Below are 20,011 nucleotides of genomic sequence, written 5' to 3' on the forward strand. Positions count from 1 at the left end.
TTGTAATGATGAGTTATAGCAGATTTTGCTATAACTCATCATTATTAAGTGAAAGAAAGGCGTATTATGCCTCCTACTCCTGAACTTCCAATCACGTATTTAAACACACATGCGGATGAAGCCATTGAATTACTAACACAGCTCTGCCGCCAGCCCAGTATCGCGGCACAGAACAATGGCATTGAGGCCATGACCGAACTGACCGAGCAATTGCTAAGTGAGAGCGGCTTTCAAACCCAGCGCCTCTACTACACCTCTAAAGCGCCCCCAGCCATCTATGGAGAACTGCGAGGAAGAGGACCTTATACCCTGCTCCTCTACAATCACTATGATGTCCAGCCAGCGGAGCCATTGGACCTGTGGCAGAGCCCACCGTTTGAGCCAACTATCCGTGAAGGAAAATTCTTCGCCCGTGGTGCCGTCGATAATAAAGGTGAGATCGCGGCCCGCCTGGCGGCTATTCGCGCCTTGCGCGCGACCTATGGTGAGCTCCCCATTACCTTGCGCTGGATCATCGAAGGCGAAGAAGAGATTGGAAGCCCACATTTTGAAGAGATCGCCGAGAAATATACAGAATTGCTGCAAGCGGACGGCTGCCTCTGGGAAGGGGCTGGTTTCACTGAAGAAGGCCATCCAGCTCTAAACCTCGGGACCAAGGGCCTGCTATATGTGCAATTGGATGTGCAGGGTGTGGGGATCGACGCTCATTCAGGAAAGGCTCCGATTTTACCCAGCGCGGCCTGGAGATTGGTACAGGCCCTGGCCAGTTTACGCACCCCTGCTGGACAGGTCCGCATCCCTGGCTTTTATGCCGCGGTCAAAGCACCGACTGAGGCGCAACTTGAGGCCTTAATGCAGCAGGAAAATAAAGATGAACAATTGAAAGCTGCCCACCAGGTCGAACAATTTGTAGATGGGTTGAGCGGTATGGCCTTGCGTGAGCGGGCAGCCTTTGCTCCCACTTGCAATATCGCTGGCCTCAATAGTGGCTATACCGGCGAAGGAGTCAAGACCGTACTCCCGGCCAGGGCAATGGCTAAAATTGACTTCCGACTGGTACCCGAGCAAGATCCACATGATATCCTGGAGAAACTACGTAGCTACTTACATGCGCAAGGTTATGATGATATCAATGTGAGCGTATTGGGAGCGGCCGGTCCTGTGGTCACTCCCATAGAGGATCCATTTGTACAAAAGATCCAGCGTATCGCCGAGGCTTTTGCAGACAAGCCCGCCAGGATCACGCCGCTCACCGGTGGCTCGCTACCCTTGCTGGACGCCCTGCAACGCCATGTTGGTCTCCCAGGACTGAGCGCCCCCGGCAATGTTGGCTACTGGGGAGTGGGGCACACGCGCCCAATGAACATATTCGACTGTCCGACCTGGAACGCGCCGTTCGCTATAACTGCCACATGTTCCTATCTCTTGATAATGCTTGAGCATAGATAGACTGGCAATGCAAGTAATAAGAAAAGCGCTCTGTGGGCACGTACACAGAGCGCTTTTCTTATTACTTGCGTTCGCGATCGCCATTATGTGAGGAGCTGAGTGATATACTACAAGAGCTAACCCGTCATGACGCCATTGGCATCTATGAATAAAAAATATGCAACCTTATACATAAGGAGATTTGGAAGACATGGCAGAGTACACCTCTATCCTCGTTGAGCGCAATCAGCGTGTAGGTATCGTTACCCTCAATCGACCTAAAGAACTGAATGCACTGAACTTTCAACTGGTCAGTGAGCTGGCAGATGCGCTGGAGGAATTCGATCGCGATGAAGCGATTGGTTGTATTATACTGACCGGGGCCGGTGAGAAAGCCTTCGCTGCGGGCGCGGATATCAAAGAGATGGCCGATAAATCGCCGGTCGACATGATGTTGGGAGGATTTGATTCCTGGGCACGCATCCGTAAGATTCATAAGCCGCTCATCGCGGCAGTCAATGGCTATGCGCTGGGTGGTGGCTGCGAGCTGGCAATGCATTGCGACCTGATTATCGCAACCGAAAATGCGCGCTTTGGACAACCAGAGATTCTAATCGGTGTCATTCCAGGAGCCGGCGGTACACAGCGCCTGGCACGCACCCTGGGCAAGTATCGCACGATGGAGATTGTGCTGACCGGCTCTCCTATCAGCGCGAAGGAATTAGAGAGCCTCGGCCTGGTCAATCATGTGGTTCCTCAGGGAGAGCTCCTGAATGAGGCACTGAAACTGGCACACAAAATAGCCAGTCAGGCCCCGATTGCAACGCGCCTGGCCAAGGAATCTGTACTGGCCGCTTTTGAGACTTCCCTGGAAGAGGGTTTAGCAATAGAGCTGAAAAACTTCTTCTTGCTCTTTTCTACGGAAGATATGCGCGAAGGGATGCGCGCCTTTATCGAGAAGCGTCAGGCTAATTTCCAGGGCAAATAAACGGCCAGAACAAACAAAAAAAGATGGCGCCGGCTCTAATATAGAGAAACGCGCCATCTTCTCAATCGCTAGAGCTGCGCTCCAGCGACATCTTCACCCAGGAGAGCTGAAACATATGCTTCTTTCAATTTGGGCACGGTCTCATAGCCGGAAAGCTCATCTGGTTCAATCCAGCGCATATCGACCGCTTCCCAGTCAGTCTTAATTTCTTCGGGTGCCAGTACATGAAACAGAAAGGGATGAACATAAAAATGTCGACCCAATTCTGTATCAATATGCTCAACTACCTCTCCACGCCTCAGCATGCGCACTTGGTCGCGCCGCAGGCTGGTCTCTTCGCCAATCTCGACAAACGCTTGCTCATCTGGCGATACATTGGGTTCCACAAAGCCACTAATACCAGCCCAATGGCCATGATAACTGCCGACACGCTGACTTCGTTGGACCAACAGAATCTGGGCCTTCGGGCCATCTGTCCTTTCAAGAAAGCATGTAACAACATGGGTGGTCCGTGGCGGAACGGAGGAATGTGTTGAACTCATTTGCAACTCCTTCATTCACAAGATGACAACAGTAACTATTTCTTGTATACTTTTACAATCAATTACGAAACACAACCGATAATAATTTATCCCATAGGAGTTTACCCTTGTATGCAAGCACAAGAAACAACGAAAGATACAACAGCCACGGCGGAAGCCGAGGGTCAGCAACATAGATGGCGTACGGCTCTTATTCCCTGGCGCCAGGCCGCGCTGGCCGCGCTACCGGCCTTCCTGCTAACACGCCTCCTACTACTTGTACTCACCTATTTTGGTGGCATCCTCTTTAACGCCCAGGGGCCATCATCATTCGCGTTTACTCCCCAAAGTATCCTCTACAACTGGTATCATTGGGATGCCACCCGTAACTTGACGATTGCCACTCAGGGATATACCGATCCCAGCTATACAGCTCTTTTTCCCCTTTATCCCACTATTGTACACGCCCTGAGTTCGCTCTTACATATGGATATTTTATTGGCTGGCATGATTATCTCTAATCTGGCCTTTTTCGGGGCGCTGATGGTGTGTTACCTGCTGGTGGAACCAGAATTTGATGCCAGCATGGCCAAACGTTGTATGCTCTACCTCGCTATTTTTCCAACAGCCCTATTCTTTTTTGCAGCCTACAACACAGCCCTGTTACTCTTTTTCACGCTTCTCTGCCTCTATCTGTTGCGCCAGCGCTCCTGGTGGCTGGCAGGTTGCATCGGGGCACTGGCCGCATTGACCGATTTGATGGGAATTTTCTTATTTATCGTTTTTGTGTGCGAATTCTTCCGCCAGCAAGGGCCCCAGATCAAACAGGTACAAACAGGCGGCAGAGGTGCACAGATACGCTCGCTATTGCCACTGATCGCGGCCCTGTTTATCCCAATCGGGCTGCTAATTTATAGTTATGCTCTCAAAAAACCCTTCCATGATGCGCTGATCTTCTTGCATCCTCAGCAAGGCAATCCATCACCAGGGTTTCTAGGAGGGCTGTTTACAGCGCTGCATACACTCTCTGGCGGCTCGCCATTCTCATTTGCAACTGCCCATGCGCTCTTCGAACTATTGATCCTGCTTGGGATAGTGATTTTGCTGGTAATGAGCTTTATTGGACGTGAACAACTACCCAAAGGACAATGGCCACTACAGATATTCGGCATACTGGTAATCATTTATGCGCTACTGGTACCCAATCAACCCGGGCTACCATTTAGCCAGTTTGATCCTTTACCGTCTATACAATATGCAGCCTTATTATGTATTCCAGCATTTCTGGTTCTGGCTCGCCTGGGACGATATCCCTGGGTACATCAGACGTATCTACTCTTTGCTACGCCATTGCTGGCATTGCTGGTCTTCCAGATGTTCAAGGTGCTCTGGGCTATGTAAACCCGGAGCACAGACAACATCCAGGGTCGCAAAACCAATTAGATGAGTTTGTCATTACATGAGTACGTGAAAACAAAAGGATATAATCTATAGAGAGATCAATGATAATGTTGATGGCAAACAGAGCAGGTTTCATGACAAAATAGAGGATAGAAACGTTGCGCAAAGGTTGATCATACGGAGACTCAACTGCTCGAATAACATGATACGCCTGCCACTTATTTTGTTGTTCATCCGGGTCTTCTTCTTGACGTATAGTTAACACTCTTATATAGTATGCTTGGCGCATAGTGCATTTTTGTCCACTGTGCACAGCTAAAAAACACATAAATTGCCTTAAATATAGTCATTTTCGAGCCTTTATAGGCCTGATTGTCTTTACCATTGGAGGTAGGCCGACGTGTCAACTATTTTCGTCTGGGCCGTTCTTGTTCTCATTGCTGTTTTGGGGGAGCCATCATAGCACTGTGGGTAGGTTTTTCGCTAGGATCGTCGCGCAATAAGGCTTCTTATGAAGAGAAGTTACGCGCGCTTAAAGAGGCCAGCGAACAACGCCTTCTCTCAGTACAAGATCAACAAAGCCTCGCCCTCAGAGAGGCACGTGACGAGACGGCAAGTATCCGCACCGCAATCGAGAGAGAAAACGCGGAACGGCGCACAGAATTGCAACGCCAGGAGCGCCGGATTCAACAAAAAGAAGAAAATCTTGAGCGTAAGCTGGACGCGTTGGAGCAACGCGAGCGCAAACTGGGAACCAAAGAGCGCACGCTTGACCAGACGCGTGAAGAGCTTGATGAGATGAAAAGAAAACAAACCACTGAACTTGAGCGTATTGCCAGATTAACTGAGGAGCAGGCACAGGAACTGTTACTCAGTCGCATAGAACAGCAAGTCCGGGTAGAAGCATATCAACGCGCCCGTAGGATTGAGGAGCAGGCACGCGAAGAGGCCGAAGCGAAAGCCCGTGAGATTATTACACTGGCGATTCAGCGTTGTGCCTCAGACCAGGTTGCCGAGGCGGTGGTCTCGGTAGTGCCATTGCCCAACGACGAAATGAAGGGGCGCATCATTGGTCGTGAGGGACGCAATATCCGCGCCCTGGAAGCCGCCACCGGTGTTGATCTGATCATCGATGATACACCAGAAGCAGTTATCCTATCAGGCTTTGATCCAGTGCGCCGAGAAATTGCGCGGGTTGCATTGACGAAGTTAATCATGGATGGTCGTATCCATCCGGCTCGTATTGAAGATGTGGTCGCCAAGGCACGCCAGGAAGTAGATCTGATTGTCCGTGAGGCGGGCGAGAATGCGGCACTAGAGGCCAATGTGCATGGATTGCAGCCAGATCTGCTCAAGATTCTGGGCCGCCTGCGCTTCCGCACCAGCTATGGTCAGAATGTGCTTTCTCATTCAGTTGAGGTCTCTATTCTGGCCGCCACCATCGCCCACGAGTTGGGGGCAGATGTCAACGTTTGTAAGACGGCGGCCCTGTTACACGATATGGGCAAAGCCATCGACCAGGAGGTCGAGGGTCCACATGCTATTATCGGCGGTGAGATCGCTCGTCGCTTCGGCAAATCGCCGAAGATCGTGCACGCAATGGTAGCTCATCACGCCACCGAGACTGAGCCCCAGACGTTAGAGGCAGCAATTGTACAGGCTGCCGACGCGATCTCGGCCGCCCGTCCAGGAGCGCGCAGAGAGACGATTGATCTCTACATTAAACGGCTGGAAGCACTTGAGCATATCGCCAATTCGTTCACGGGCGTAGAAAAATCATTTGCGATCCAGGCTGGCCGTGAAGTGCGTATCATCGTCAAACCTGAAGAGATCGATGAATATGCCGCAGTGCGCCTGGCCAGCGATATCGCGCACAAGATTGAAGAGGATATGGATTATCCGGGTCAGATCAAAGTGTGCGTGGTGCGCGAAACCCGCTCCGTCGATTATGCAAGATAGACAGGGAATATGACACATAATGGCGAATACAATTGATCTTCATACCCATTCGACAGCGTCTGATGGTATCTATAGTCCCAGCGATCTCTTGAAACAGGCTCAGCAGGCGGGGCTGAAAGTGCTGGCATTGACCGATCATGACAGCACGGATGGCCTTGCCGAAGCCACAGAGGCAGCCCACGAACTAGGGATCGAGCTCATTCCCGGTATCGAACTCAATACCGATGTCAGCGGCGGCGAGATTCATGTACTGGGCTACTATCTGGAATATCAGCGTCCAGAGTTCCAGGCTATATTGAAAGTGCTGCGCGATGCGCGGGTGCGCCGTGGACAGCGCATGGTGGAGTTGCTAAACGAACAGGGAATAAACATTTCCTGGGATCGTGTGCGCGAAATCGCGCAGGGATCTGTCGGACGCCCCCATGTAGCGAAAGCGCTGATGGAAGCGGGCTATGTACAATCCATTGGCGAGGCTTTTGACAAGTATATCGGCAAAGGCTGTCATGCCTATGTGCCACGCTATAAGCTCTCGCCAGAAGACGCGGTACGTCTGATCAATAGTGCCAATGGACTGGCCGTGATGGCTCATCCCATCGGACTTCCGGGACTGGACAAATTGCGAGAATGGTTGCCCGATCTACAAAGGGCTGGCATGGTGGGACTGGAAACCTACTATGGTCCTTATACCCATAAGGATGAACAGGCTTTGCTCTCACTGGCGAAACAATATAACCTGATTCCCACCGGGGGCACTGATTTCCATGGCCCGGGTATCCATCCAACGCCACTGGGTGGTCGCTTTGTACCGCCCGAGTCGGTGGAGCGCCTGAAGGCTCTGGCGGCCAAACGCCAGGGCACCACACCGCCAACCTTTGAACTACCCAGCCCGGTAGAAGAAAAATAACTTGTAAAAGAACGAATACAAATGGTAACGTAAGATATGCTACAATTGTATTCGTTCTCTCTTTTTGTAGAGAGAGCAGCCGGACGACAACATATATACTCATAGAGGAGTGTACTGTGAGTCAAGGTGAGAGAGCTATCCAGGCACGTTTGTGGATACGACAAATTCTTGAGACGATCACACTGGTGCTTTTAATGCTTTTGGTTATCCGGATCACCCTGCAAAATTTCCATATTGATGGCCACAGTATGGAGCCAACCCTGCATGACCAGGAATACATCCTTGTCAATAAGGCTGCCTACCTTCTCCAAGAGCCTGAGCGCGGGGATATAATCGTCTTCCGCTATCCACGCGATCCACAAGAAGATTACATTAAACGCATTATCGCGACTCCCGGGGACAGTATCAGTATCCAAAAAGATAAGGTAGTGGTGGATGGGACAACGCTGCAGGAACGCTATATCAACAAAGACGATCCCTACAATCCCTACCCCGCCATCAATCAACGGGTCATTGGGCCCGATGAATATTTTGTGATGGGCGATAATCGAGGAAATAGTTCAGACTCGCGGGCCTGGGGCCTGGTACCACGACAGAATATTATTGGAAAAGCTGTGGTCGTCTACTGGCCCTTCAATGTAGATAACTTTGGTTTGCTTCCCAATATGAGCGGGGTCTTTGCCCATGTGCGCTGATATTCTGCGCATATGATAGCCAGCAAAAAAGGACAGGCAGGAAAACATCCCACCCGTCCTGACCACTTCCAGGCCAAAGTTATACTAGATACGACGCAGACCATCCCGCCGGGCTACATCGAGCCAGCGATTGGCACTGGCGCCATCCTGAGCAGCAGGCCGGCGACGCGCCTGTTCCTGGACCTGGTGCTCTTGAGCCATCAAGCTTCCGACCAGCGCCGCCAGTTGCTCCAGCGAGAGTTCTTCTGCTGGAGGGGTCGAACCATTCTGCCCCTCTTCGCTTGATTCCGGGGACAGCAAACGCAGATCAGCTATCTTTTGCCGCCCTTCCCATTCTTCAGCGATAAAATCGGTGGAGAAATCGGCACTTATAAAGCGTGGCTGATCCATTAACCAGCGGGCAAAAGGTAAGGTGGTGCGCACACCAACGATAGTATATTCGTCTAAGGCACGGCGCAGGCGCGTAATAGCCTGCTCACGGTTATGGCCCCAAACAATTAATTTTGCCAACAATGGATCATAGAACAGTGGAACCTGTAAACCAGGATAAAGGCTGCTATCTACACGCACCCCCGGACCAGAAGGTTCCTGTAACCCCCACACGGTACCAGTTGCCGGCAAAAAGCGATTCTCCGGATCTTCAGCCGAGATACGACATTCAATCGCTGCTCCACGCAAACGAATGTCATCCTGGGAGAAGGAGAGCGGCAAACCCGCAGCGACACGCAATTGCTCCTGTACCAGGTCAACACCAGTACACCATTCAGTTACTGGATGCTCCACCTGGATACGGGCATTGACTTCCAGGAAATAGAAGTTGCGATCAGGTCCCACCAGGAACTCGGCAGTGCCCGCATTGACATACTCAATTGAGCGCACCAGGTTAATGGTCGCCTCGGTCATACGCTTCCGTAGTGCTTCGTCCATAATCGGAGATGGAGATTCTTCGATTAGCTTCTGGTGGCGGCGCTGAATACTGCACTCGCGTTCTCCCAGATGGACTACGTGTCCATGACTATCAGCAATAAACTGGACCTCGATATGGCGGGCGGGCGTGATGGCCTTCTCGATATACACACGTCCATCACCAAAGGCGGTCTGGGCCTCGCTACGAGCGGTACGGAAGGAGGTCAGAAGATCACGCGGCTCACGGACCAGGCGAATACCTTTGCCACCACCACCGGCAGCCGCCTTAAGCAGGACCGGATAGCCCAACTCTTCGGCCTTGGCCTGAATCTCTTGATCATCGACCATATCTGTCATGGCACCCGGCACAATCGGCACACCGGCCGCCTGGGCGGTACGGCGCGCAGCAGTCTTCTCACCCATAGAGCGCTGGGCGGTCGAGGAAGGACCAATAAAAATCAGCCCGGCCGCCTGGCATGCGTCTACAAAATCAGCATTCTCAGCCAGAAAGCCATAGCCAGGATGGACAGCCTGAGCACCAGACTGGCGCGCGACCTCAATTAATTTAGGAATATTTAAATAGCTTTGAGCGGCCACTGCCGGACCAATATGATATGCCTCATCGGCCATACGTACATGCAAGGCATTGCGGTCCGCATCGCTATAGACGGCCACACTCTGTAAACCCAGATCTCGGCACGCCCGAATTACTCGCAAAGCAATCTCGCCACGATTAGCAACCAATACCTTATGGAAAGGCCATTGGGAAATAGCAACATTCTCCAAAAGAAGGCTCCTTCGACTTCCTACAAACAGGACAGTATAGATATATATTCTCTTGTCAACAGTATAGCATGTTGCCAACCTTGTAGCCTGAATGCAAAGCTTTTTAATGTTCCTCTTTGGCGCCTACGGCGCCGGGTTGGGAGGGTAGAGAGTATGTGGTGGACGGCTGCGGCCGCCCGCCACACACTCTCTACACATAAAATAATGCACCTCTTCTCGCTTGCTCGTGATCGCTGGACGAACATAAAAAAGCCCTGGCCCGAATGGGAATAAAAGGCTACAGAAAAGAGAAAATTTTGCTTAAAAGAAATGACGAGTACACTGAATTTTAGCTGCCATTTCATTCATGGTCCCTATTTACATCATCATGGATGGCATCAGCAGACGTTGCTTCGTGCGGATATGTTGTGGGGTTTTTTGGTGCCTGAGGAGGAGCCGAAGTACCAATGCTTAAATTTATAACAAAAATGCAGATTGCCCGCCGTCTCTTGCTGGCGTTTTTGCTTACCGCGGTTATACCCGGTATTATTATTTCTGTGCTGGGTTTCACCTTCTATAAAGGCCAGACCGAGCGCAGTCAGGTCATTCGCGTAAACATAAGTGCATTCAAGTCTGCTACCACGGCGGGTACCTATCTTCCAAATATCAATGCCTTGCTCATTACCACCTATCTAGAGCAGTATCAGAGCCACCAGCAAGTCGATACGGAACAGGTAGCTACAAATATCCAGTTGATTCAGCAGACCAGCAAGTTTTTTGATACGGAAGCCCACCAATACCAGCGGAATTATGAGCTAATGACCTCACCAACAATGTGGTCCACCCATCATATACTGCAGTATAATCACCTGGACCCCACCTTACCGGCTCAACAACAACATGCTTTAAACCTGGTCCTGAATACCCTCTGGCCCAAATATCAAGCGGACCAGGCTATGATACTGGATGCGATCGCCAAAAAAGCGCCCGCTTCCAAAGTACGCGACATGATTACCGCTTCCAATGCCGACTATACACTATTAGAGAATCAGTGGGATGCGATTACCAGTATCGCGGAAAAAGTCAGTATCCGTATGATCACTACCCATGCGACCCAGGCCCACCAGATTATCTTCCTGACCTTGATCGCCTTCTTTGGCACGATCCTGTTGATTACCGCCATTGGCTATATCGCCTATCGTTCAATCACCATTCCACTGCATCACCTGGCCTTGCTGACACACAGAATCGCTAACGGGGATACCAAAGCGCGGGCCGCCATCACCACCCACGATGAAATCTATCTGGTGGCAACCTCGATGAATACTATGCTCGATAATATTGTGCAGCTTATTCAGGAAGCCGAGACCCAGCGCGATAAGCTACAAAGTCGGGTAGAAAAGCTGATCAGTGAGGTAAGTAGCATTGGAGACGGCGATCTACGCGTCCAGGCCGAGGTCGATGATAGCGAGCTGGGAATCCTGGCAGACTCATTTAATTATATGATTGAGGCACTGGGAAGTCTGGTGGTGCGCGTCAAGTCGGTCGCCGGCGAAGTCGCCAGCTCAACCACTACGATCCTGGATTGTATGACCCAGCTGGTAGAGACCGATAACAGCCAGCTACAGCAGATCGCCCGCGCCCATGCCGAAGTAGAACAGATGGCATCATCCAGTCGCAATGTGGCTGAGCGATCACTGGTCCTCTTTGATGTGGCCAGTATTGCCAGCCAGGACGCCCAACTTGGACGTGAGGCAATCGAGCAGGCGATGGCAGGCATGAGACGCATCAATAACAACGTCCAGATTACGGCCACCAAGGTCCATACGCTGGGGGATCACTCGCGAGAGATTGACGAGATCATCGAAGTTATCTCCAGCATCGCCCATCAGACCAACCGTCTTGCCCTGGATGCCGCCATTCAGTCAGCTATGGCTGGCGAGAATGGCAAAGGCTTTGGAGCCGTGGCAGCCGATATTCGCCGCCTGGCCGAACGTACCAAAGACCAGGCTCACCTGATCACTCGTATTGTGCGTAGTGTACGCGAAGAGATAGGTACCGTGGCGATCTCCATGCAAGATACCGAAAAAGAAACCACTAATGGGGCACAGCTGACTCAGGAAGCAGGCAGCTCACTGCAATCCATTTTCACCGCCATCGAACATCAGGCTAAAGAGATCGAGATGATCAATCAGATGGTAGCGCAACAGCTCCAATCCTCCAGTGCCGTGGTACATATTATGCAAAACGTAGCTGAAGCTACCCAGCAAAGCAGCTTGAATACCAGGGACGCCTCACACTATGTGGAGCGTCTGGCCCGACAGGTGCGGCAGATGCGCGCCTCCGTCGAAGCCTTTAGATTGCGCGAAGGACAAAATTACCAGATCCCCAGCACCAATACAACCATGGAATGGGATGAGGAACCTGAAAATCCTCTCACCATCAGCGGTGTCTTCCGAACTGTCAGTGCTACCCTGCGCCCGGTCCAACATAATGCCAATAGAGCCAGCTCCATCTCAGGCATCTACTTCGCGCCACCTGACTCGGCTGACAACTATCGTTTTGCTCCTCCAAACTCAGCCCAGGAAAATACAAGCTCCTCCGGGCCGAGCTGGGATACCCTACCACAATCCGAAGAATGGCCAACCGGTGAACCAACCCATAAAGGCCAATACTTTTCATTGAAGAATAAGGCAATCGATCAAAAGTAACCATAGCAACAAAAACAGGCATTACCACGGGCACCTACGGTAATGCCTGTTTTTGTTGCCGAACCGCCTCATATAAAATAATGCCGGTAGCCATCGCAACATTCAAAGATTCTACATCATTGGCCAATGGGATACTGATGGCCAGAGTAGCCAGGTTATGGGCCTGCTGTGAGGGTCCATGGGCCTCATTGCCCACAATCAAAGCAAATGGCCGGGCTAGATCCTGGGCATAATACATCTGGTCACTACCAGCTTCGGCCAACAGTACTCGTGGCTGTCCACCACAATGCTCGACCACGCGCTCCGTGATAGCTTCCCAACTCATATTGGTCTCAACTGGTAGCGCCACATGCGCACCAGCCGCCGAGCGCACCACCTTGGGGCTGTAGTAATCAACACAATGCGGCGTCAACAAGACACGCTCAACATCAGCGGCCAGGGCGGTCCTCAAAATGGTCCCCATATTGCCAGGATCAGCAATATCATCCAGAATTAAGAGGGCGGGACGTGACAGGTGAGGTCGCCGCTGGTGAATAACGGAAGGAGCAAGCGCATCGAGAGGTAAAACACTCACCACCCCTTGCGAGGTCTGGGCTTCACCTAGCGCCTCAATGACACGCTCGCTAACCTCAATCAACCGAGCTGGAGCAAGAGCTGGCGTATGGAGCAGACGCTCAAGCAGGGCGGATCCCTCGGGGGTACGCTGCAGCAACTCCGGCTGATAATACACTTCATGCGGCCATAGCTCGGCATTCAATAAGGTCTCAAGCAAATGGGGACCCTCAAGCAGAAAGAAACCACTTTTTTTACGGCCACGCGCTGTATGCAAGGTCTGTAGCTTGCTAATACGTGGATTAGATGGGCTGGTAATGAGAGTCATAGCATCCTCAAACAACAAAGGACCCGCCCTATCACAACTGACAGGCGGGTCCTCCGTATGGAATTTCTTTTACGCTTTAGCAGCATCCAGAGCTGTTTTCACCAGTGTACTGAAGGCACCCAGGTCGTTGACAGCCATCTCAGCCAGGATCTTGCGATCGACATCGATTTGTGCAACGTGCAGGGCGTGCATCAACTGGCTGTAGCTAATGCCATGCATACGAGCTGCAGCATTGATACGGGTGATCCACAGGCGGCGCATGTCGCGTTTGCGGTTACGGCGGTCGCGATACATGTACGCCATTGAGCGCATAACCGACTCGTGAGCCGGGCGGAACACATTACGACGCGTTCCACGATGTCCTTCAGAAAGCTGGAATACTTTTTTGTGCTTCTGGTGAGAAGTTACTCCACGTTTTACCCTTGGCATATTCGGTCCTTATCCTTTTCGAATTTCGTTCTTGTACAATTAGAAAGCGTAGGGAAGCAGGCGCTTGATACGACGTGTGTCGGCTGGTTTCAGCTCGAACATCTTGTCCATCGAACGAATAGCCTGAGGGGATTTATTACGGCGCAAGTGGTTGAGCGCAATCTTACGGCGCAAAATTTTACCGCCAGCGGTCACTTTGACACGCTTGGCCATAGCCTTATTTGTTTTTAACTTTTGCTTTGCCATAGCTCTTTCTTTCCTTTATCGGCGGGGTAAAAAATTTCTGTTTCTACCATGAATCTTCCTGTTGATGTACAGTGGAGGCACATAATTCCAGCAGGAGAAGGTAAAGTAGATGTTGATTGAACCCTTCAATCTTATCAGCAACTCTATCAAAGGCGAAGAGAAGCCTTTTTCAAGAAAGTCCCCACACGCGGGATGCATTATAGCATACCCATCCTCTGGAAGCAAGAGGATGTATGCCAAAAGCAGGGCTTTTTCATTTTCCTCTTTGGCGCCTGGCTGGGAGTGTGGAGTGTGTTTGGTGGGCGGCCGCAGCCACCCACCAAACACACTCCACACCTGAAAAAATGTCCATCGTATCGCTTGTAGTGATCTCTGAACGAACATGAAAAAGATCTGGGAAGATGCTGTTTTGCTGGTATATTGCCTCTCGCGAGAGACAGTATACCAGCAAAACAGCAGTTCTTTTCTAATTGCGGTTGCGAAGAGGTCTGGAGCTCCAGTTGGGGCGTGAGAACCAGGGCGGCCGTCTGAGCTTTTGCGGACGACTATCCTCATCTATCGCCTGGCCGCCGCCGCGCCAATCACCATGGACCATTTGCCAGGTTGAATAGAAGAAGAGGGCCCAGCCCCAGATAAGGCAGGGGACCCCGATGGTAACCAGCGCTTGCCCCTCCCAGACATGCGACCATTGCCAGAAGTAGTAGCTGATAAGGGCGCCAATCAATAGCAGTATCATGAGCAGTATCTCTTTACGATTGGTGCTGCAACCAATGACCACTAAGGGCAAGATAAGATACCAGGGCCAGCAGACAGGTTGTAGCACAATCCATAAAAGCAATAAGCCACCACTCCATTGCAGCAGCGCTTCAAATGTGTTTAAGAACCATATAGCAATAAAAACATAGAGACCCATGATAATCAAGGCCGCTTCCGACCATTTATTGGGCACTACCCATTGATAGAGGTTGGCCGGCAGATGCACTGGCATAGATAGCACAGCGGCATTGAGCGAGTTAACGGCGCTTTCCTGCCAGAAAACGGCACGGATACCTGCTAGCATGCCTGAAACACCCCAGCCTTGCCAGTATGGAACATAGGCCAATAACACCACCAGTGCTGTGATACTTATTATTCCCAATAGCGAAAGGAGAAACCAGCCACAGCCAGGTGACCAGGCACGCCGTATGGCATACACGAATATGAGGGGCAACAATACCAGCCCGGGGAGACAGATCAACGAGGCAAGCAGTGCGAAAACCCAGCCCAGCAGAATAGCGCCACGCTGCAAACTCAGTAGAGAGAGCAACAGAAGGGTGATAAACACTATTTCTGGATGCGCATAGGCAACTCCCAGAATCAATACCAGGGGATTCCAGGCATAGAATAGCGTAGTAGAGATACGCTGTATTGGTTTCTGCGCCGACGCCAATGACCAGAGCAAACCAACATTCAATAGATGTGCGATCAGGGCCAGCATACGCCAGCTGAGAATAACGCGTACGGGTTCGCCATGCGCCACCAGGGAGATCAAGATACTAATATCCATCCACACTGGACCAACGGTGCTCGATGTCCCGCTAGGACTTTTGGCCAGTTGCGCAAGCAACGATTGCAGGGCATCATGCGCGACCAGAGCATTCGGAGCGGTATATGGATTAAGATGATAGGTTTCAACCATTTTGCCATAAAGACCTGACTGTAGCATAGATCTTATCAACTCATTTGAATGTATAGGTGCTATTACCATAGTGATAGTCAATATAGTGGTCAGGAAAAGCAAGGTTCCAAAGACGGGTCGCAGATAGAGCGAGGAACGCAACAGGATCACATTACCAGCGCGATTACCCACCACTACCGCCAGCCAGAGCACGAATAATAGTAATCCTAGCAATAGTAAGAGTGGATAGAGGTAGCCATAGAAAAACCCTGGCCAGGAAAAGGTAGATATATAAGAGAACCAATCCAGGCGTTTATACAGCATAGACGACAGCGGGAGAAAGCCCTCCCATGCCTGCCGCAATGGGTCCACCTGCGCACTTCGGCCAGCAAGCCAGGGATAGAGCGCCAGATAACTGATTTCCAGACCTATTCCCAGCATAATGAGCAGGAATAAGGTTAAGCGTCTCGCCCTCAGCTGCCTACGTACAGCTCCACCGCGCACAGGATAGATAGCTTGTGTATCAATAGCAGACATAAAAGCTGCTCCTTTAAGATAGAAAGGATCGGCTACGCTCTTCTCATTACAGAACGGGCCGTAAAGACATTTGGGGATGGCGACATTGTCGTTCCGTTGCCAGAGGCAATGCTTCTGCGCGGAGTATATACTAACATTAGTATGAGCCATTATGTAGAACCTGTCAATAAAGGAGTTTATCGACACAAAAATAAAAGACTTTCCGCCTTTCCAATTTTCCAGGGTATAGAAAGAATAGGAAGATAGAGAAGTGAACATTGTGTGATACCACAACTCTATTGTCAGACATGGAGATCAGTGCTATAATGCGGGGTATTGATGGCTTCCACAGGTCCCTGAGCTTGTTACTTATCCATATAATGAACTTGCTCATTCAGCCTGCCATCGAGACGGAAGACATCATTTGCCCACGATTATCGGGGGGCGATTTTTTTAACGAGGCCGCATATAGAAACCACTATACACAAGCGGCATCTGAGTTTGGCATCAACAGTGTGTTGGTGCTCCACCTGCTCTGGCAGACGTTATCTGACCAGCAGCATACCCACAGGAAGGAGGTGGCTTCGTGAGTCGAGATTACGAACTTGGCGTAATTTTCAGTCCTGAAGCCAGCGAAGAGGAGACACGTTCCGTACTGGATCGTATCGAGCAGATCGTCGCTAATCACGGCAGTCAAATTGTAAAGGTTAATCAGTGGGGGCGTCGCCGTCTGGCATACCCCATCGATCGCCACCGCGATGGATTCTATGTTTTCATTGACATGGTTCTGACTCCTGAGACCGTGATCGAAATCGAACGTACTCTGAAAGTTTCGGAAATTGTTCTCCGTGAGATGGTTCGCAAACGTGATCCAAAGGCTGTCCAGAAAGAGCGTGAAGAGCGCGAGGCCCGTGCCGCCGCAGCTGCCGCTGCTCCAGAGGCAAGTGAAGAGGCTCCTGCAGCAACTTCAGCCGAAGGAACAGAAGAGGCTCCTGCAGCAACTTCAGAAGAGGCTCCAGTAGCTGAGGCAACTCCTGCTGAAGAGACTCCCGCTGAGACAACTGCCGAGGAAAGCGCAACTGCAGAACCTGGCGCTGAGAACAACGAAGAGCAAATCGAAGCCTAGTTACGCAGCGCAAGCAGCGTACTAAGCGCAATGATGAGACGTTTGGGTGCTTTCATCTGTCTCCAATGCATTAACCGGGTGGTATCACACGTCGAAAGGATTTTGAGTCATGAACAAGATTATACTCATTGGGAATCTGGGACGCGATCCTGAAATGAGCTACACACAAAACGGTACCGCCGTGACAAAGTTCACGCTGGCCGTGACACGCCGCTATGGCAAATCTGCCAGTGGTGAGCGCGAGACCGATTGGTTTAATATCGTTGCCTGGAACCAATTGGCTGAGACGTGTAACAACTACCTGAAAAAAGGCCAAAAAGTCTACGTTGAGGGTCGCCTCGAGCAGCGCAAGTTCACCGATAAAGAAGGTCAGAACCGCACTGCCATCGATGTAATCATCAACGAAATGGAAATGCTTACGCCAAAGAATCAGCAGCCCAGTAGCTCGGGCTCCGATAGCTATGGCGGTTCCGATGACCTTGGAGAACTGGATGATCACCCCTTCTAAATGAAGGAGAAAGACTGATGCAGAGACCATCAGGTCCACGTCGTGAGCGACGCGAGCGTGGCGAGCGCTCATCTCGCCGCAAAATTTGTCAATTTTGCCACGACCACGTACGAGAAATCGACTACAAAGATGCAAGCCGCTTCATGAAGCGATACATTTCCGATCGCGGAAAGATCGAGCCCCGCCGTAAGACGGGCACCTGCGCCAAGCATCAGCGTGGTTTGAGCACTGCAATCAAGCAGGCCCGCTTTATGGCCCTGCTCCCCTATACTGCAGAACATATGCGTGGGATGTAATTTGTTACTTCCTGGCTTGTAGCTGATAAAGATGTACCTGAAGGAGAGGCGTTCGAACTTCTCTTCCAGGTACATCAGGGGTCCGACCTACTCGACATGGTATAGCACGGAAAATCAGTATCCAATTAATTGGATCAACTGACAAACAACAGATACACGAGATCCTTCCGCTTCGACTATTTAAGACGGAGTTAGCAACCTCCACTTCGGCCACATAACTGGAACCGGTGGGAAAAGGCGCAACTGTATCGACCGTGCCAGGGAGATGGTTTCCCTGATGGCACAAGCCTGGGATTTCCACGTTGGAGGTTTTGATGAAGAATCAAACGGCGCGTCGGCCTGATGATAAGCGACCAACGCGTTCTGCCCAAACCAAAGGATATACAAGACAAACGGCACACGTCGAGGCTCGTCGTGACGGCCAACCTCTTATTTTTGGCTGGGGAGGCCACCTCACAAAAACCGAAAAGACCCAGTTGCAACGGCTCGGTATCTGGTCATTTATTGGCCTCATCGTCGTTCTCGTCATTGCGGTATTTGTTGGCTACTGGATCAATCTTAACGTTCTTATCCCCAATCAACCCATTGCCTCCGTTAATGGCCAATCCATTCCCCAATCTGATTATCATAAACTGGTTGCCTTACAAGGGCAATTAAGTGAGAACCAGGTTAAAGGAAAAAATGGTCTGCGTGCTCAGGCCGATACGGCCCATGCTAACTCTATTAGTGAGCAGAAGGTAGTGGACGATGCGACAAAATCTGTCAACACCTTAACGACACAGATCAAAGCATTGCCCGCCAATTCTAGCCAGCGGTCCGACCTCCAGAAACAACTGGATGCAGCTAAAGCTAAGCAGGCTGACGCGACAAAGACCAAGCAGGGCTATGATAATCAGTACAATAATCTCACGCAGCAATCGACCCTGCAGGAACAGCTCTTGACCCAATCTCAGGTCGGTACCACCAGTGCCCAGTGGTTGCAGGAAGACATCGTAATTCGCAACTGGTTGAACACACAAAGTGCTACCATTCAGAATAAGATCAATCCGAACAGCAGTGCTGTGACCAAAGCGCTCAATGATCTAAAGGCTAACTTGCCGACCAATAAAACTTATAGCAAGTTCTTGAGCGATTCTAATGTGAGCGATGGTGATATGCAGGCGATGATGACCCTCAAGTTACGCCGCGATAACATGCAGAGCTATCTGGCTTCACAGATTACGTCGCCCGAGCGCCAGGTCAATGCCCGTGCCATCACAGTGGCCACAGCAAAGGATGGCAATTCCATTCTCAGCCAGCTAAAAGCTGGCGCTGATTTCCATAAGCTGGCTTCGCAGAAATCGCTGGACAATAATAGTAAGTCCAAAGGTGGTGAGCTCGGCTGGTTGGCCGCTGGCCAGTACATGCTGGATTATGGCTCCAATATCACCGCTACGGTTGATGATTGGTTGATGGATCCCGCTCGTAAGGACAATGATTTCAGCCCGGTACTCCAGGAGAATGGTACCTTCCATGTGCTGCAGTACGAAGGCTCAGATCCCTCGCGGACCGTCGATGCCGCCAAACTGCAAGCGCTACAAGGTAACGCATTAAAGTACTGGATTGAGACCCAGAAGGTCAAAGGGGTGAAGTTCTCTGATCCAGATCAGACCAAGCTGTTCGATCCTTCGAACATGCCCGCCTGGATCCCATCCTCACCACCTAGCCAGAGCACTCCTACCGCAGCCGGCGGTACGCAGGGCTAAACCCGTTTTAAACAGAACTTTCTAATGCTCTCTCTGCATCCTCAACAGATTAGAGGAGAAGAAAATGATGGGACACACGTGCTGAAGGCATGTGTGTCCCATCATACTTGCAAAGGGATCGATATCTATTGGCAAATCCTGCTCCAGAATTAGAAAGCCTTAATAAATTTTCCTCTGGACTAATAGCCAGCCGCGTGACACAATACATAGTAGTTGAACAACATGAGTCATTTTGAAGTTTCCGTTTCGCTCGATCAACGAGATTAACAAGGGCCACAAACCCTTAACCTGGGAGGCGGGGGTGTCTTCCGGAAATTCATTTACTTCAGC

At 50.9% G+C, this 20,011-nt stretch carries 18 protein-coding genes; 12 read left to right on the forward strand and 6 right to left on the reverse strand.

The window, feature by feature from the left end:
- Nucleotides 1-66: 66 nt before the first annotated feature.
- Both EL645_RS10095 and EL645_RS10100 read left to right on the forward strand, forming a co-directional pair.
- Entirely contained in the window at nt 67-1,449 is a 1,383-nt protein-coding gene (locus tag EL645_RS10095) for a M20/M25/M40 family metallo-hydrolase (protein WP_126549909.1), read from the forward strand.
- Between the two features lie 190 nt (nt 1,450-1,639).
- Entirely contained in the window at nt 1,640-2,416 is a 777-nt protein-coding gene (locus tag EL645_RS10100) for an enoyl-CoA hydratase-related protein (RefSeq protein WP_126549910.1), read from the forward strand.
- A gap of 68 nt (nt 2,417-2,484) precedes the next feature.
- Here the strand turns inward: EL645_RS10100 and EL645_RS10105 are convergent, their stop codons facing one another.
- Nucleotides 2,485-2,958 (reverse strand): NUDIX domain-containing protein, encoded by a 474-nt coding sequence (locus EL645_RS10105; protein ID WP_161977276.1) that lies wholly within the window; start codon nt 2,956-2,958, stop codon nt 2,485-2,487.
- A 111-nt stretch (nt 2,959-3,069) separates the two neighbouring features.
- On the opposite strand from EL645_RS10105, the gene EL645_RS10110 reads away from it, so the two are divergent.
- From EL645_RS10110 to lepB, 4 genes are all read left to right on the forward strand, one after another.
- Nucleotides 3,070-4,338: a hypothetical protein gene (locus EL645_RS10110; protein WP_126549912.1), complete on the forward strand. Its 1,269-nt coding sequence runs from the start codon at nt 3,070-3,072 to the stop codon at nt 4,336-4,338.
- A 456-nt stretch (nt 4,339-4,794) separates the two neighbouring features.
- Nucleotides 4,795-6,297: a ribonuclease Y gene (gene rny, locus EL645_RS10115; RefSeq protein ID WP_161977728.1), complete on the forward strand. Its 1,503-nt coding sequence runs from the start codon at nt 4,795-4,797 to the stop codon at nt 6,295-6,297.
- A 19-nt stretch (nt 6,298-6,316) separates the two neighbouring features.
- Nucleotides 6,317-7,201, forward strand: a complete 885-nt coding sequence (locus EL645_RS10120; protein WP_126549913.1) for a PHP domain-containing protein — start codon at nt 6,317-6,319, stop codon at nt 7,199-7,201.
- Between the two features lie 116 nt (nt 7,202-7,317).
- Entirely contained in the window at nt 7,318-7,896 is a 579-nt protein-coding gene (gene lepB / locus EL645_RS10125) for a signal peptidase I (protein ID WP_246035331.1), read from the forward strand.
- A gap of 84 nt (nt 7,897-7,980) precedes the next feature.
- On the opposite strand, the gene EL645_RS10130 is transcribed toward lepB, so the two are convergent.
- Entirely contained in the window at nt 7,981-9,588 is a 1,608-nt protein-coding gene (locus tag EL645_RS10130; RefSeq protein ID WP_126549914.1) for an acetyl-CoA carboxylase biotin carboxylase subunit, read from the reverse strand.
- A gap of 446 nt (nt 9,589-10,034) precedes the next feature.
- Here EL645_RS10130 and EL645_RS10135 point away from each other — a divergent pair, with 446 nt between their 5' ends.
- Nucleotides 10,035-12,278: a methyl-accepting chemotaxis protein gene (locus EL645_RS10135; protein ID WP_126549915.1), complete on the forward strand. Its 2,244-nt coding sequence runs from the start codon at nt 10,035-10,037 to the stop codon at nt 12,276-12,278.
- Between the two features lie 34 nt (nt 12,279-12,312).
- On the opposite strand, the gene EL645_RS10140 is transcribed toward EL645_RS10135, so the two are convergent.
- The 4 genes from EL645_RS10140 to EL645_RS10155 all read right to left on the reverse strand — a co-directional run bounded on the left by EL645_RS10140 (nt 12,313) and on the right by EL645_RS10155 (nt 16,027).
- Nucleotides 12,313-13,158 (reverse strand): TrmH family RNA methyltransferase, encoded by an 846-nt coding sequence (locus tag EL645_RS10140; RefSeq protein ID WP_126549916.1) that lies wholly within the window; start codon nt 13,156-13,158, stop codon nt 12,313-12,315.
- Nucleotides 13,159-13,227: 69 nt separating this feature from the next.
- On the reverse strand, nt 13,228-13,587 hold the full coding sequence (gene rplT, locus EL645_RS10145) for a 50S ribosomal protein L20 (protein ID WP_126549917.1): 360 nt from the start codon (nt 13,585-13,587) through the stop codon (nt 13,228-13,230).
- 39 nt (nt 13,588-13,626) lie between these two features.
- Nucleotides 13,627-13,833 (reverse strand): 50S ribosomal protein L35, encoded by a 207-nt coding sequence (gene rpmI, locus EL645_RS10150; RefSeq protein ID WP_126549918.1) that lies wholly within the window; start codon nt 13,831-13,833, stop codon nt 13,627-13,629.
- Between the two features lie 466 nt (nt 13,834-14,299).
- Nucleotides 14,300-16,027 (reverse strand): MptA/MptB family glycosyltransferase, encoded by a 1,728-nt coding sequence (locus EL645_RS10155; protein WP_126549919.1) that lies wholly within the window; start codon nt 16,025-16,027, stop codon nt 14,300-14,302.
- A gap of 305 nt (nt 16,028-16,332) precedes the next feature.
- On the opposite strand from EL645_RS10155, the gene EL645_RS10160 reads away from it, so the two are divergent.
- The 5 genes from EL645_RS10160 to EL645_RS10180 all read left to right on the forward strand — a co-directional run bounded on the left by EL645_RS10160 (nt 16,333) and on the right by EL645_RS10180 (nt 19,681).
- Nucleotides 16,333-16,596: a hypothetical protein gene (locus EL645_RS10160; RefSeq protein ID WP_126549920.1), complete on the forward strand. Its 264-nt coding sequence runs from the start codon at nt 16,333-16,335 to the stop codon at nt 16,594-16,596.
- Nucleotides 16,593-17,132: a 30S ribosomal protein S6 gene (gene rpsF, locus EL645_RS10165; protein ID WP_126549921.1), complete on the forward strand. Its 540-nt coding sequence runs from the start codon at nt 16,593-16,595 to the stop codon at nt 17,130-17,132. Before EL645_RS10160 ends, rpsF begins: the two co-directional genes overlap by 4 nt.
- Nucleotides 17,133-17,241: 109 nt before the next feature.
- On the forward strand, nt 17,242-17,640 hold the full coding sequence (locus tag EL645_RS10170; protein WP_126549922.1) for a single-stranded DNA-binding protein: 399 nt from the start codon (nt 17,242-17,244) through the stop codon (nt 17,638-17,640).
- Between the two features lie 17 nt (nt 17,641-17,657).
- Nucleotides 17,658-17,936 carry a 30S ribosomal protein S18 gene (gene rpsR, locus EL645_RS10175; RefSeq protein WP_126549923.1) on the forward strand — a complete coding sequence of 93 codons (279 nt, stop codon included), beginning with the start codon at nt 17,658-17,660 and terminating at the stop codon, nt 17,934-17,936.
- A gap of 314 nt (nt 17,937-18,250) precedes the next feature.
- The gene (locus EL645_RS10180) at nt 18,251-19,681 is read left to right on the forward strand and encodes a peptidylprolyl isomerase (RefSeq protein WP_126549924.1); all 1,431 of its coding nucleotides are present in this window, start codon (nt 18,251-18,253) and stop codon (nt 19,679-19,681) included.
- Nucleotides 19,682-20,011 lie beyond the last annotated feature (330 nt).

It is taken from the genome of Dictyobacter kobayashii (genome assembly GCF_003967555.1).
In the GTDB taxonomy this organism is placed as follows: domain Bacteria; phylum Chloroflexota; class Ktedonobacteria; order Ktedonobacterales; family Ktedonobacteraceae; genus Dictyobacter; species Dictyobacter kobayashii.

Coding starts and splice junctions, on each gene's coding strand:
- EL645_RS10095 (WP_126549909.1), top strand. CDS start 67: ATGCCTCCTACTCCTGAACTTCCAATCACGTATTTAAACACACATGCG.
- EL645_RS10100 (WP_126549910.1), top strand. CDS start 1,640: ATGGCAGAGTACACCTCTATCCTCGTTGAGCGCAATCAGCGTGTAGGT.
- EL645_RS10105 (WP_161977276.1), bottom strand. CDS start 2,958: ATGAGTTCAACACATTCCTCCGTTCCGCCACGGACCACCCATGTTGTT.
- EL645_RS10110 (WP_126549912.1), top strand. CDS start 3,070: ATGCAAGCACAAGAAACAACGAAAGATACAACAGCCACGGCGGAAGCC.
- EL645_RS10120 (WP_126549913.1), top strand. CDS start 6,317: ATGGCGAATACAATTGATCTTCATACCCATTCGACAGCGTCTGATGGT.
- EL645_RS10135 (WP_126549915.1), top strand. CDS start 10,035: ATGCTTAAATTTATAACAAAAATGCAGATTGCCCGCCGTCTCTTGCTG.
- EL645_RS10140 (WP_126549916.1), bottom strand. CDS start 13,158: ATGACTCTCATTACCAGCCCATCTAATCCACGTATTAGCAAGCTACAG.
- rplT (WP_126549917.1), bottom strand. CDS start 13,587: ATGCCAAGGGTAAAACGTGGAGTAACTTCTCACCAGAAGCACAAAAAA.
- rpmI (WP_126549918.1), bottom strand. CDS start 13,833: ATGGCAAAGCAAAAGTTAAAAACAAATAAGGCTATGGCCAAGCGTGTC.
- EL645_RS10155 (WP_126549919.1), bottom strand. CDS start 16,027: ATGTCTGCTATTGATACACAAGCTATCTATCCTGTGCGCGGTGGAGCT.
- EL645_RS10160 (WP_126549920.1), top strand. CDS start 16,333: ATGCGGGGTATTGATGGCTTCCACAGGTCCCTGAGCTTGTTACTTATC.
- EL645_RS10170 (WP_126549922.1), top strand. CDS start 17,242: ATGAACAAGATTATACTCATTGGGAATCTGGGACGCGATCCTGAAATG.
- rpsR (WP_126549923.1), top strand. CDS start 17,658: ATGCAGAGACCATCAGGTCCACGTCGTGAGCGACGCGAGCGTGGCGAG.
- EL645_RS10180 (WP_126549924.1), top strand. CDS start 18,251: ATGAAGAATCAAACGGCGCGTCGGCCTGATGATAAGCGACCAACGCGT.